The organism is Nocardioides sp. (assembly GCF_036405735.1).
Lineage (GTDB): Bacteria > Actinomycetota > Actinomycetes > Propionibacteriales > Nocardioidaceae > Nocardioides.
This window is the reverse complement of the sequence record NZ_DASWXC010000054.1, coordinates 17,316-29,313: the sequence shown is the minus strand read 5'-3', so window position 1 is coordinate 29,313 and position 11,998 is coordinate 17,316. Positions and strand designations below refer to the sequence as shown.

The window sequence follows — 11,998 nt, the reverse complement described above, 5'->3', positions numbered from 1 at the left end:
AGAACCCGGGACTCGCGGGGCCACAACCCGGGATTGAACGCTCAGCGGCCTTGGGCGGCGACCGCGGCGGCAGCCGCTGCGGCTGCCTCGGGGTCGAGGTACTGCCCACCGAGGACGCGGGGGACCAGCGACTCGTCGAGGTCGTAGACCAGCGGCTGCGCCGTCGGGATGTTCAGCCCCGCGATGTCGTCGTCGCTGATGCCGTCGAGGTGCTTCACGATCGCGCGCAGGCTGTTGCCGTGAGCGGCGACCAGCACGGTCTTGCCGGCCCGCAGGTCCGGCACGACGGCGGCGTCCCAGTAGGGGAGCATCCGGGCGATGACGTCCTTGAGGCACTCGGTGCGCGGCATCTCGGTGTCCGGGATGTCGGCGTACGCCGGGTGGCCGACCTGGGAGTACTCGTCGTCGTCGGGCAGCGGCGGCGGCGGCACGTCGAAGGAGCGGCGCCAGAGCATGAACTGCTCCTCGCCGTACGCCTCGAGCGTCTGCTTCTTGTCCTTGCCCTGCAGTGCGCCGTAGTGGCGCTCGTTGAGCCGCCACGAGCGCTGCACGGGGATCCAGTGCCGGTCAGCGACGTCGAGCGCCGTGACGGCGGTGTTGATCGCACGGCGCAGCAGGGAGGTGTGCACGACGTCCGGCAGTACGCCGGCCTCGCGGAGCAGCTCCCCGGCCCGGACCGCCTCCTGGCGGCCCTTGTCGGTGAGCGCGACGTCCACCCAGCCGGTGAAGAGGTTGAGGGCGTTCCACTCGCTCTCGCCGTGGCGGAGCAGGACGAGCTTGCCGACGCTCATGTGCGCGGGCCCGTCAGTGCTCGCCGCCGCCGAACGGCGGGGCGGAGGGGTACTCGCAGTCGACCGGCTCGCCGGTCGGCTCGGCGGACGCCTCGTCGGCGGCCTCGTCGTCGCCGCCGCGCGGGGCCCGGGTCGGCGTGGGGGAGGCCTGCGGCTCGACGTCCTCGTACTCGTGGCACTGGGCGACGACGATCGCGGTCACGTCGAGCTCCTCGCCGTTCGTGAAGCCGAGGGTGACGGTGAACGCGTCGCCGGCGGCGAACTCGCCGGTGACCGGGACGCCGCCGTCGGTGGCGAGGTTGACCATGCCGTGCGTGTCGATCTCGATCGGCTGGAACTCACCGGCGGTGATGCGCTCGCCGGTGAGGCTCTCGAACGTGGCCGGGTCGGCCTGCGCGTCGGTCGTCAGCGTCGCGATGAACGTCCCGGTGCCCTCGGCGGGCGAGACGATCCGCGCGCCCATCACGTGGACCTCGCCCTCGATGTTCTGACCGCCGTTCGCGATCTCGTTGGGGCGGTTGGTCGCGTAGTCGAACCCGCACGAGCTCAGGACCCCGGCGAGGCCGAGGGTGGCAACGGCGACGGTGAGCTGGCGGCGCAGGCGCCGGCTGGACCTGTGGGATGACCGGTGGGATGAGCTCGTCACGGCCGACAGCCTAGCGGCCCCGGTCGCCGGTCACGGCGCGGGATCGGGAGTGTGCCGAACCTGACAGTCGGCCGACCGCTGGCCGGGGGATCGCGGTCGCCGTCAGAGACCGACCTGGCGGCCGACCGCGGCCAGCGCGACCGTCACCGCGGCGAGGAACACCAGGCTCACGATCAGCAGTCGGGTGGCCCCCAGGCGGAGGCCGATCCGCAGCGGGAGGTAGGTCCAGCCGTCCTCGTGGTCGTCGACCAGGCCCCACAGCGCGCACAGGTGGTGGACGCCCACGCCGGCCAGCGCGGCCAGGCCGACCATCGCGAGGTGGGGCGGGTCGCCCTCGGCCTGACCACCCCAGCCGCCGTACGACAGGAAGGCGGGGTAGAGGGCGAACGCGGCCGCCCAGGGCAGCCAGGAGAGCAGGCCGGTGCGCAACAGGCGGCTGGGCAGGTTGCCCAGGCAGCCGATCACGACGGAGCCGAGGTAGCAGGCGCCGGCCAGGACGCCCCCGGCGACCGCCACGGGGACGAGGACCAGCACGGCGCAGCACAGCGCGAACCAGAGGGTGCCGGGGTCGAGCCTGCCGTCGGCGACCGGCTTGCCGGTCCGCTCGTGGCGCCGGTCCCGCTCGCGGTCGAGGAGGTCGTTGTGCCAGCCGAGCACGGTCTGCCCGACGAGCACGGTGCCGAGGACGAGCAGGACCTCCCTGCCGGGGCGGCCCGCGACCGCGGCGACCAGCGCCAGCGCAGCCGCGGTGAGGAGCGCCTGCCGTGGGTGGGCGGCCCGCACCAGCAGCACCGGCAGCGCGTCGCGGATCCGCCGGCGCGGGGCGGTCGGGACACCCGCCGGTACGCCCGCCGGGGGCTCGGTGGCGAGGGTCGCCGGCAGGCCCGCATCCTCGGTCATGCCCCGAGTATCTGCCACACAGGCCACGCCCGTCACAGGCTCGGCGAGGAGAAGCGCGAAATCCTGCCGGTGTGGCGGCTGCAGATCGGTCGCGACCTGGGGTCGGCATCACACCGACATGCGCGTTGTCAAGCCCTCGGCACTTCTCCACAGGGGCGCTGACCTGCGAAAACGCGAAATCGGCCAATCTTGAACCGTGGTAGACTTAGCCGTCTAGGAAGGGGTACCTGACATATGACTTTCACCGTCGGCGAGACCGTTGTTTACCCGAACCACGGAGCCGCAGTCATCGAAGACATCGAGATGCGGACCATCAAGGGGGAGGAGCGGCAGTACCTCGTTCTGAGGATCATCGCCCAGCAGGACCTGGTGGTCCGCGTCCCCGCGAACAACCTCGACCTCGTCGGCGTCCGTGACGTCGTCGACCGCGACGGCCTCGACCGCGTGTTCGAGATCCTGCGTGCCGCGCACGTCGAGGAGCCGACCAACTGGTCGCGCCGCTACAAGGCCAACCTGGAGAAGCTGCACTCCGGCGACGTCAACAAGGTGGCCGAGGTCGTCCGTGACCTGTGGCGCCGCGAGCGCGACCGCGGCCTCTCCGCCGGTGAGAAGCGCATGCTCGCCAAGGCCCGCCAGATCCTGGTCTCCGAGCTTGCCCTGTGCGAGCGGACCAACGAGGACAAGGCCGAGGCCCTCCTCGACGAGGTCCTGGCCAGCTGAGGCTCTGACATCACGAACCGGCCCCGGGGACTCCCACCCCGGGGCCGGTTCGCATTTCCTGGACGTCATCCGGGCGTCATACGGTGGGGTTGCCATGACGACCGATCCGTATGACGTCCTCGGCGGGTACGACGACGAGCGCCCGCCCGCCCTCGGCGCCGTGGTCGAGAGCGACCGCGGCACGCTGCCCTTCGCGCTCATCCACGGCGAGGCGCTCGTGGCGTGCGCCGCGTGGGCGCTCGGCGAGGCCGGCGTCACGCCGGTCGACGTCGGCACCCGGTGGGAGGGCATCGTCGAGTCGGGGGAGCCGTTCGTGCTGCACGACCCGCTGTGCCCCATGACCCCGGCGGGGTTCATCGCCGAGTGCGTCGAGGCGGCCGTGACCCGCGAGGCGGTCGTGGTCGGCGTACGGCCCGTGACGGACACCGTCAAGAAGGTGACCGACGGCGAGGTCGGGGAGACCGTGGACCGCGACCGGTTGCGCGTGGTGACCTCGCCGATCGTGTTGCCGGCCGCCGTCGTGGCTGCGCTCGACGGGCTGCCGGCCAACGACTTCGCACGGCTCGCCGGCGAGCTGGCGCGGCGGTTCCCCGTGATCCCGCTGGAGGCGCCGGCCGAGGGCCGCCGCGTCGCCGACCTCGACGACGTCCGGCTGCTCGAGGCGCTGACCCTGCCGCGCTGACCCTCAGCCCCGCCGGGTGAGCAGAGCGTCGACGGTGGCGACGTCCTCGGCGAAGGTGACCTTGAGGTTGAGCGGGGAGCTCGGCACGGCCCCGATGCGCAGGCCGGTGTCACCGGGGTACGCCGCCAGGCAGGCCGCCGTGTCGGTGCCGTCGAACCCGTCCGCGGCGGCCTGCTCGTAGGCCGCGAGCAGCGGGCGGGCGCGGAACGCCTGCGGCGTCTGTACGCCGGCCACGTCGGTGACGGGCGTGAACGACGCGTCGACGGCGCCGGTCAGCGGCACGACCGGGATGGCGCCGCCCAGGTCGCGGGCGACGTCGATGACGACCGCGAACAGCTCCGGTGACGCGAGCGGCCGGGCACCGTCGTGGATCGCGACGACGTCGATCTCGCCGGCCTCCACGTCGGGCCGCAGCGCCTGCAGCGCCGACCACTCCGAGGCGTGCCGCGTGGCGCCGCCGGGCACCACGAGCACCTCGCCGGTGCCGAGGACGGGCCGGACCGCCGCCGCGACCGCCTCCTCCTCGCCGGGTCGCACGACCAGGACGATGCGCCGCACGTCCTCGACCGCGAGCGCGGTGCGCAGCGAGAGACCCAGGACCGTCGCGTCGGCCACCGGCAGCAGCACCTTGTTGACCGCGGCACCCACGCGGGTGCCGGCGCCGGCGGCCAGGACGACCAGGGCGGAGCGGGCGGTGTCGGGCACGGCCCCAGGGTAGAGCGGCCGGTTCGCGCGGGACCCGGGGTGGGTCAGCCGGCGATGACCAGCGCGGTCGCGATCGCCGCGACGCCCTCGCCGCGACCGGTGAGGCCGAGCCCGTCGGTCGTCGTCGCGGACACGGTGACGGGCGCGCCGACGGCCGCCGAGAGCGCGGCCTCGGCCTCCGCGCGCCGCGCGCCGAGCCTGGGTCGGTTGCCGACCACCTGGATGGCGACGTTGCCGATCTGGAAGCCCGCCGCCCGCACCCGGCGTGCCGTCTCGGCCAGCAGAGCGGCACCGGCGGCGCCGGCCCACTCCGGCTCCGCCGTACCGAAGTTCGAGCCGAGGTCACCCAGCCCTGCCGCCGACAGCAGGGCGTCACAGGCGGCATGGGCCGCCACGTCGGCGTCGGAGTGGCCCTCGAGGCCCACCTCGGAGTCGGGCCAGGCCAGGCCCGCGAGGTGGAGGGGTACGCCGGGCACGAGCCGGTGCACGTCGGTGCCGATGCCGATGCGGGGGATCACCCGGGCATCATGCCGCAGCGCGCGCCATGATCGAGGGGTGAGCGGATCCGAGCGCGGGGCCTGGGCGCTCGTCGGCGTGCTGACGGGGGCGGCCGGCCTCGCGGCGAGCCACCTGGCGGCCGGGCTGGGCGGCGCCGCGGACTCCCCGGTCGTCGCGGTCGCCGAGCAGGTGATCCGCCGCGCGCCCGGCGCGCTCACCGAGCGGGCGATCCAGGCGCTCGGTCACGCGGACAAGCCGGTGCTGGTCGGGACGATCCTGGTCCTCCTGGCCGTCGTCTTCGCCGCGCTGGGTGTGGTCGCGCGGCGGCGGCGTGGCCTCGCGATCGCCGGCCTCACCGCCGTGGCACTGGTCGGACTCGCCGCGATCCTCGCCCAGCCGGGCGACCCCGTCGTACCCCTGCTCGCGCTCGCGGCCGGCTACCTGACCTGGCTGGTGGTGCTGCCGCTGCTCGCCGGGCCGCTGGAGTCGCTGGAGTCGCTGGCACCTGACGTTCCCAACCCCTCCTCCGCGGAAGGGAGGTTGGGGACGTCAGGTGCGTCGGGGCCGTCGCGGCGGGTCTTCCTGCTGCGGGTCGGGCTGGTGGCGGGCGCCGCCGCGCTCGGAACGTACGCCGGCACGGTGGCCGGACACGGTCGCCGGGCCGTCGAGGAGGCCCGGCGACGGCTTCGGCTGACCGGTGTCACGCGCCCACGACCGGCCCCCGCCGCCAGCGCCGGGGTCGAGGGACAGCCACCGTGGCAGACGCCGGCGCGTGACTTCTACCTGATCGACACCTCGATCGTGCCGCCCGCCGTCGACCCCGACGACTGGCGGCTGCGCATCCACGGCCTGGTGGACCGCGAGGTCGAGCTCGGCTTCGCGGACCTGTTGGAGCGGCAGCGCACAGAGGCGTGGGTGACACTGGCCTGCGTCTCCAACGAGGTCGGCGGCGACCTGGTCGGCAACGCCTGGTGGAGCGGGGTGCGCCTGGCGCCGCTGCTCGCGGAGGCCGGCGTGCGCACCGAGGCGGACGGGGTGCTGCAGACCTCCCACGACGGCTGGACCTGCCTCACCCCGCTCGAGGCGCTCACCGACGACCGCAACGCGATGCTCGCCGTCGCCATGAACGGCGCGCCGCTGCCCGTCGAGCACGGGTTCCCGGTCCGCGTGGTCGTTCCGGGGCTCTACGGCTACGTCAGCGCGACGAAGTGGGTCGTGGACCTGGAGGTGACGCGGTTCGACCGCGCGCAGGGCTACTGGACCGACAAGGGCTGGAGCGCGCTCGGGCCGGTCAAGCTCGCCTCCCGCATCGACGTGCCGCGAGGGGGCGCCGAGGTCGCTGCCGGCCGGGTCGCTGTCGCCGGCGTGGCGTGGCAGCAGCACACGGGGATCGAGGCGGTGGAGGTGTCGGTCGACGGCGGCACGTGGAGCCCCGCGACGCTGGCCGCCGAGCCGACGGTGGACGCGTGGGTGCAGTGGCGGCACGTCGTGGAGCTGGACGCCGGCGACCACGACGTGCGTGTGCGCGCCACGAGCCGCGCCGGTGAGGTGCAGACCGAGGAGCGCGCCGACCCGGTGCCGGACGGGGCGACCGGCTGGCACCGGGTGGAGTTCACGGTGGTGTAGGCCGGGTCTCGACACGCCTCGCTAGCGCTCGTCGGCTCGACCACCAGGTCTCGACACGCCTCGCTGGCGCTCGTCGGCTCGACCACCAGGTCTCGAGACGCCTCGCTGGCGCTCGTCGGCTCGACCACCAGGTCTCGGCGCGCCGCCGGGAGCGACGAATCGCGGCTGTCTCCCCGCGTCCCTAGACTTGCGCCGTGACCCTGAGGCTGTTCGACACCGCGACCGGCGAAGTCCGCGACTTCGCGCCCCTCGAGGAGGGGAAGGCGTCGCTGTACGTCTGCGGTCTGACGGTGCAGTCCGAGCCACACGTGGGGCACGTCCGCTCGGCGGTGAACTTCGACGTCCTGCAGCGCTGGCTGCGGCACAAGGGCTACGAGGTCACGTTCATCCGCAACGTGACGGACATCGACGACAAGATCCTCGCGAAGGCCGAGGCCCAGGGCCGGCCCTGGTACAACCTCGCCTACGACATGCACGGCGAGCTCACCCGGGCCTACGCCGCCCTCAACGTCGCGCCGCCCACCTACGAGCCGCTCGCGACCGGTCACGTGCCGGAGATGATCGAGCTCATCGAGACGCTGATCGAGCGGGGTCACGCCTACGCCGCCGGCGACGGGTCCGGCGACGTCTACTTCGACGTCCGCAGCTGGCCGGCGTACGGCGAGCTGACCCACCAGCGCGTCGACGACATGGAGGCCGCGACCGACGCCGATCCGCGCGGCAAGCGCGACCCGCGCGACTTCGCCTTGTGGAAGGGCCGCAAGGACTCCGAGCCCGAGACGGCGAGCTGGCCGAGCCCGTGGGGACGGGGACGACCCGGCTGGCACATCGAGTGCTCGGCCATGGCCGGCAAGTACCTCGGACCGGCCTTCGACATCCACGGCGGCGGCCTGGACCTGCGGTTCCCGCACCATGAGAACGAGCAGGCGCAGTCGCGGGCCGCGGGCCGGCCGTTCGCGTCGTACTGGATGCACAACGCCTGGATCACCACCTCCGGCGAGAAGATGTCGAAGTCGCTCGGCAACTCGCTGACGATCCCCAACGTGCTGCAGCGGTTCCGCGGCATCGAGCTGCGCTACTACCTCGTCAGCGCCCACTACCGCTCGCACGTGGAGTTCTCCTTCGAGGCGCTGGAGGAGGCCGCCGCCGGCTTCCGCCGCGTCGAGGGGTTCCTCGACCGTGCGATCGCCCTGGCCGGACCCGAGGACGCCGGCGTCGGCTCCGAGCTCCCGCAGGGCTTCGTCGACGCCCTCGACGACGACCTCGGTACGTCGGCCGCGGTCGCCGTCCTGCACGACACCGTCCGTGAGGGCAACCGGCTGCTCGCCGACGGCACCGATGTGGACGCCGTGCAGGCAGTCCTCGGCTCGGTCGTGCTCATGCTCGACGTGCTCGGCCTCAACCCGCTCGACAGCGCCTGGGGCTCGGACGGCGGCGAGGACGACCGCCTCACCGACGCCGTCGACGCGCTCGTCCGCGGGCTGCTCGACCAGCGTGCCGCGGCGCGCGCGGCCAAGGACTGGGCGGCCGCCGACGCGGTGCGCGACCAGCTCAAGGCCGCCGGGGTCGAGATCACCGACACCCCCGACGGGCCGAAGTGGAGCATCTCCTGATGCCTCGGCTCGACCACCAGGTCTCGACGCGCCTCGCTGGCGCTCGTCGGCTCGACCACCAAGAGAGGGACTGACGTGCCTGGAAATTCCAAGCGCAAGGGCGCGATCGTCAAGGCCGGCAAGAAGAAGGGCGCCACCGTCGGCTCCGGTGGCCAGCGCCGCCGTGGGCTGGAGGGCAAGGGCCCGACGCCGAAGGCGAAGGACCGGCCGTACCACAAGGCCCACAAGTCCCAGGAGCTCGCGGAGCGCTCGGCCGCCAAGCGGACGCCGCGCGGCAACCGCAAGCGCGGCAGCGGCGACGCCGAGTGGATCATCGGCCGCAACGCCGTCGTCGAGGCGCTGCGCGAGGGCGTGCCGGTCAACGGCGTCTACGTCGCCGAGGGCGCCGAGCGCGACGGCCGGCTGCGGGAGGCGTTCCAGCTCGCCGCCGAGATGGGCATCTCGCTGCTCGAGGTCGCCAAGGTGGAGCTGGACCGGCTCACCGGCTTCAACGGCCACCAGGGCCTAGCGGCCCGCGTGCCGGCGTACGAGTACGCCCACGCCGACGACCTGCTCGACCGGGCCGAGGAGGCCGGCGAGAAGCCGCTGATCGTGGTCGTCGACCACGTCACCGACCCGCGCAACCTGGGTGCGATCGTCCGCTCGGCGGCCGCCTTCGGCGCCCACGGCGTGGTGATCCCGGAGCGCCGGGCGGCCGGCATGACCGCCGCCGCCTGGAAGACCTCCGCCGGCGCGGCGGCCCGGATGCCGGTCGCGCAGGCGGTCAACCTGGTGCGGACGCTGAAGGAGTACCAGGACGCCGGGTGCATGGTCGTCGGCCTGGACATGGACGGCGACGTCGAGCTGCCCGCCTTCGAGCTCGCCGACGGCCCGCTGGTGGTCGTGGTCGGGGCCGAGGGCGGTGGCCTGTCGCGGCTGGTGCGGGAGACGGTCGACCAGGTGCTCTCGATCCCGATGGCCAACGCGGTCGAGTCCCTCAACGCGGGCGTCGCGGCGTCGGTGGTCCTCTACGCCGTCGCGGAGGCGCGTGCCGGTCGGCGGTGACGCCGGGGTGGTGCACTCCGGAGTGACCATCCCCTGGCGTCGGGCGGCCGCGGTCACGGCGTACGTCGTGACGTGGCTGGTGCTGTCCGTGATCGCCGCGACCGCGCTGTTCCTCGGCACCAGCCGGGTGATGACGATCGCGTCGCACGACGCCGAGATCCGCCCCATCCTCAGCCTCTCGGGACCCGCCGAGGCGGTGGTGCACGCGGGGCCGGTGCTGCCCGACGTACGCCTGCCCGTGGGCGGCCGGATCGGCGTGGACCTCACGCTCGGCAAGACCGACGCCGCCTCGACCGAGGAGCTGGTGCAGCGGTACGCCGCCATCGCCGGTGCACCCGAGGGCCAGGAGGCGCTCGTGCGCGACGCCGTCACCGGCATGCTGGCCGACGCCGCGCTGCGCGGTGCGGCGCTCGGCGCGCTGCCGGTCCTGGTCTGGCTGCTGCTCGGCCGGAGCCGGCGCCGGGAGCTGCTGCGCGGCCTGCCGAGCTGGCGTGGCGCCGGGGCGATCGGCGCTGTCGCGGCCATCGCGCTTGCGCTGGTGGCGCCCTGGACGCCGTCGGACGAGGAGGAGGTCGCCGCCGGGCAGGAGTGGATCCCGCTGCAGGCGTTCCTCGGCCAGTCCGTGCCACTTCCCCGCGAGTTGGACCGGGTGCAGGTGCGCGGCGACGTGACGACGAGCCAGACGCGTCGGCTCATCGAGAGCGCGATCAGCACCTATGACACCAGCAAGGTCTTCTACTCCGACGCCGCCGACGCGGCGGCCGACCTGCCGCTGCGCACACCGCTGGACGGCGAGACGGTCGCGCTGCTGGTCTCCGACCGGCACGACAACATCGGCATGGACCGGGTCGCCCGTGCCGTCGCCGACGCGGCCGGGGCGACGGCGGTCCTCGACGCGGGCGACGACACCTCGACCGGGTCCCGCTGGGAGGCGTTCTCGATCGACTCCCTCGACACCGCCTTCCGTGACTTCGGCGACCAGCGGTGGGCGGTGACCGGCAACCACGACCACGGCAGCTTCGTCGGCGACTACCTGGCCGAGAAGGACTGGACGGTCCTCGACGGCGAGATCGTCGACGGGCCGGGCGGCACGACGCTGGTCGGCGTCGGCGACCCGCGGTCGAGCGGGCTGGGCAACTGGCGCGACGAGTCCAACCTCGGCTTCGCCGAGGTCGAGCAGCTGATCGCCGACGACGTGTGCGCCGCCGAGGTGCGGGTCGCCACCGTGCTGGTCCACGACGCCAACCTCGGTCGCGAGGCGCTGCGCCGAGGCTGCGTCGACCTGGTCGTCGGCGGTCACGTGCACGTGCCGTCCGGCCCCACCCAGGTGGTCGGCGAGAACGGCGAGATCGGCTGGACGTACACGACCGGCACGACCGGCGGCGCGGCGTACGCCTTCGCGCTGGGCAGCAAGCCGCGCCGGGCCGCGCAGGTCACGCTCGTCACGTACGCCGGCGGGCGGCCCTCCGGCATCCAGCCGGTGATCCTCGAGACCAACGGCACCTGGCGGGTCGGGGCGTTCGCGCCGCTGACCTACTGAGCATCCGCGTCGGCGGTGATCGCCTCGTCCGGCTTCTCGCCGAGCACGGTGGCGACGTAGCTGCGCGCCGCGTCGAGCAGCCGCACGCTCTCGCCGGCCTGTTCGGACAGGAACCAGCGGTGCACCAGGATCTCGTGGAACACCTCGGCGGGCTCGAGCTTGCCCTGCTGCTCGGGCGGGATCATCGCCACGATCGGCTCCCAGATCTCGTGCAGCCAGCGCTGCGCGACGACCTCGCGGTCCAGCCGGCCGTAGCCGCGGGAGGCGGTGTAGGCGGCGATGTCGTTGAGCATCCGGCGCGCCTGGGCGTCCTCGACGACCAGACCGGTCAGCTGCCGCAGCTCACGGGCATGGTGCCCGAGCTCCACGACCCGCGGCTGCAGCGTCACCTGGTCGCCGTCGAAGTCGGTGACGATGTCGACCTCCTCGACGTCGAAGCCGAGGTCGTTGAGGCGTTCGATGCGCTGCTCGATCCGCCACATCTCACCGGCGGAGAACTGCTCCCGAGCGGTCAGCTCGTGCCAGAGCTGGGCGTAGCGGCTCTGCAGCCGCTCGACGACCGCGTCGGGGTCGAGCCCCGCGGCGCCGCTGGCGGCGAGGTCGAGCAGCTCGGCGTACACGTTCTCGGTGCCGAGCGTGACGTCGTGCTCGCGCAGCCGGTCCGAGAGCGTCGGCTTCAGCTCGCCGGTCTCGGCGTCGACGAGGTAGGCGGCGAAGCCGCCGGCGTCGCGCCGGAACAGGACGTTGGACAGGCTGACGTCGCCCCAGTAGAAGTCGGCGAGGTGCAGCCGCACCAGCAGCACGACGAGCGCGTCGACCAGGCTGGGCACCTGCTCGGGCGCCAGCCCGTGCTGGAACAGGCTGCGGTAGGGCAGCGAGAACCGCAGGTGCTGGGTGAGCAGCGCGGCGGGGAGCTCCTCGCCCTCGGCGGTGGCGCGGCCGGTCACGACGCCCTGCGGTACGACGGCCGGCAGGGCGAGCCGCTGGAGGTCGCGCAGCAGGCGGTACTCCCGGAACGCGATCTCCTGCTGGGTCTCCTTGACCGCATAGATCCGGTCCCGCAGCTGGACGATGCGCACGACGTGGCGCGACAGGCCGCGGGGGAGCGGCACGACCACCTCGTCGTCCCACTGCTCCAGCGGTGTGCTCCAGGGCAGCGTGACGAGGGCCGGGTCCGGGCGGCTGGCGACGATGCGCAGGGCCATGCGGTCAGTCTGCACCCGACGCGGTTCT

General features: G+C 73.6%; 12 protein-coding genes. 6 read left to right on the top strand and 6 right to left on the bottom strand.

The genetic code is table 11. The annotated features are described in order from the left end of the window. Positions 1-41: 41 nt before the first annotated feature. The 3 genes from VGE38_RS08085 to VGE38_RS08075 all read right to left on the bottom strand — a co-directional run bounded on the left by VGE38_RS08085 (position 42) and on the right by VGE38_RS08075 (position 2,337). The gene (locus tag VGE38_RS08085) at positions 42-791 is read right to left on the bottom strand and encodes a phosphoglyceromutase (RefSeq protein WP_331142020.1); all 750 of its coding nucleotides are present in this window, start codon (positions 789-791) and stop codon (positions 42-44) included. Between the two features lie 13 nt (positions 792-804). Further along, positions 805-1,437: a hypothetical protein gene (locus tag VGE38_RS08080; RefSeq protein WP_331142019.1), complete on the bottom strand. Its 633-nt coding sequence runs from the start codon at positions 1,435-1,437 to the stop codon at positions 805-807. A 102-nt stretch (positions 1,438-1,539) separates the two neighbouring features. Further along, positions 1,540-2,337 carry a UbiA family prenyltransferase gene (locus tag VGE38_RS08075; protein WP_331142018.1) on the bottom strand — a complete coding sequence of 266 codons (798 nt, stop codon included), beginning with the start codon at positions 2,335-2,337 and terminating at the stop codon, positions 1,540-1,542. A 234-nt stretch (positions 2,338-2,571) separates the two neighbouring features. Between VGE38_RS08075 and VGE38_RS08070 the strand changes: the two genes are divergently transcribed. Further along, positions 2,572-3,057 (top strand): CarD family transcriptional regulator, encoded by a 486-nt coding sequence (locus tag VGE38_RS08070; RefSeq protein ID WP_331142017.1) that lies wholly within the window; start codon positions 2,572-2,574, stop codon positions 3,055-3,057. A 94-nt stretch (positions 3,058-3,151) separates the two neighbouring features. Continuing rightward, the gene (locus VGE38_RS08065) at positions 3,152-3,739 is read left to right on the top strand and encodes a 2-C-methyl-D-erythritol 4-phosphate cytidylyltransferase (protein ID WP_331142016.1); all 588 of its coding nucleotides are present in this window, start codon (positions 3,152-3,154) and stop codon (positions 3,737-3,739) included. Positions 3,740-3,742: 3 nt separating this feature from the next. Here the strand turns inward: VGE38_RS08065 and VGE38_RS08060 are convergent, their stop codons facing one another. After that, positions 3,743-4,444, bottom strand: coding sequence for an IspD/TarI family cytidylyltransferase (locus tag VGE38_RS08060; RefSeq protein WP_331142015.1), 702 nt, complete (start codon positions 4,442-4,444; stop codon positions 3,743-3,745). Between the two features lie 44 nt (positions 4,445-4,488). Then, a complete protein-coding gene (ispF, locus tag VGE38_RS08055; protein ID WP_414690907.1) occupies positions 4,489-4,959 on the bottom strand; it encodes a 2-C-methyl-D-erythritol 2,4-cyclodiphosphate synthase in 471 nt (156 codons plus the stop codon). A gap of 40 nt (positions 4,960-4,999) precedes the next feature. Between ispF and VGE38_RS08050 the strand changes: the two genes are divergently transcribed. The 4 genes from VGE38_RS08050 to VGE38_RS08035 all read left to right on the top strand — a co-directional run bounded on the left by VGE38_RS08050 (position 5,000) and on the right by VGE38_RS08035 (position 10,765). After that, positions 5,000-6,568 carry a molybdopterin-dependent oxidoreductase gene (locus tag VGE38_RS08050; RefSeq protein ID WP_331142013.1) on the top strand — a complete coding sequence of 523 codons (1,569 nt, stop codon included), beginning with the start codon at positions 5,000-5,002 and terminating at the stop codon, positions 6,566-6,568. Positions 6,569-6,762: 194 nt separating this feature from the next. Then, a complete protein-coding gene (gene cysS, locus VGE38_RS08045) occupies positions 6,763-8,181 on the top strand; it encodes a cysteine--tRNA ligase (protein ID WP_331142012.1) in 1,419 nt (472 codons plus the stop codon). A gap of 75 nt (positions 8,182-8,256) precedes the next feature. Then, positions 8,257-9,225 carry a 23S rRNA (guanosine(2251)-2'-O)-methyltransferase RlmB gene (gene rlmB, locus VGE38_RS08040; protein WP_331142011.1) on the top strand — a complete coding sequence of 323 codons (969 nt, stop codon included), beginning with the start codon at positions 8,257-8,259 and terminating at the stop codon, positions 9,223-9,225. Between the two features lie 22 nt (positions 9,226-9,247). Next, complete coding sequence (locus VGE38_RS08035) at positions 9,248-10,765, top strand: metallophosphoesterase (RefSeq protein ID WP_331142010.1); 1,518 nt, start codon at positions 9,248-9,250, stop codon at positions 10,763-10,765. Here the strand turns inward: VGE38_RS08035 and VGE38_RS08030 are convergent. Then, a complete protein-coding gene (locus tag VGE38_RS08030; RefSeq protein WP_331142009.1) occupies positions 10,759-11,970 on the bottom strand; it encodes a DUF4032 domain-containing protein in 1,212 nt (403 codons plus the stop codon). The two genes, VGE38_RS08035 and VGE38_RS08030, sit on opposite strands and share 7 nt — an antisense overlap. Positions 11,971-11,998 lie beyond the last annotated feature (28 nt).

Coding starts and splice junctions, on each gene's coding strand:
- VGE38_RS08085 (WP_331142020.1), bottom strand. CDS start 791: ATGAGCGTCGGCAAGCTCGTCCTGCTCCGCCACGGCGAGAGCGAGTGG.
- VGE38_RS08075 (WP_331142018.1), bottom strand. CDS start 2,337: ATGACCGAGGATGCGGGCCTGCCGGCGACCCTCGCCACCGAGCCCCCG.
- VGE38_RS08070 (WP_331142017.1), top strand. CDS start 2,572: ATGACTTTCACCGTCGGCGAGACCGTTGTTTACCCGAACCACGGAGCC.
- VGE38_RS08065 (WP_331142016.1), top strand. CDS start 3,152: ATGACGACCGATCCGTATGACGTCCTCGGCGGGTACGACGACGAGCGC.
- VGE38_RS08030 (WP_331142009.1), bottom strand. CDS start 11,970: ATGGCCCTGCGCATCGTCGCCAGCCGCCCGGACCCGGCCCTCGTCACG.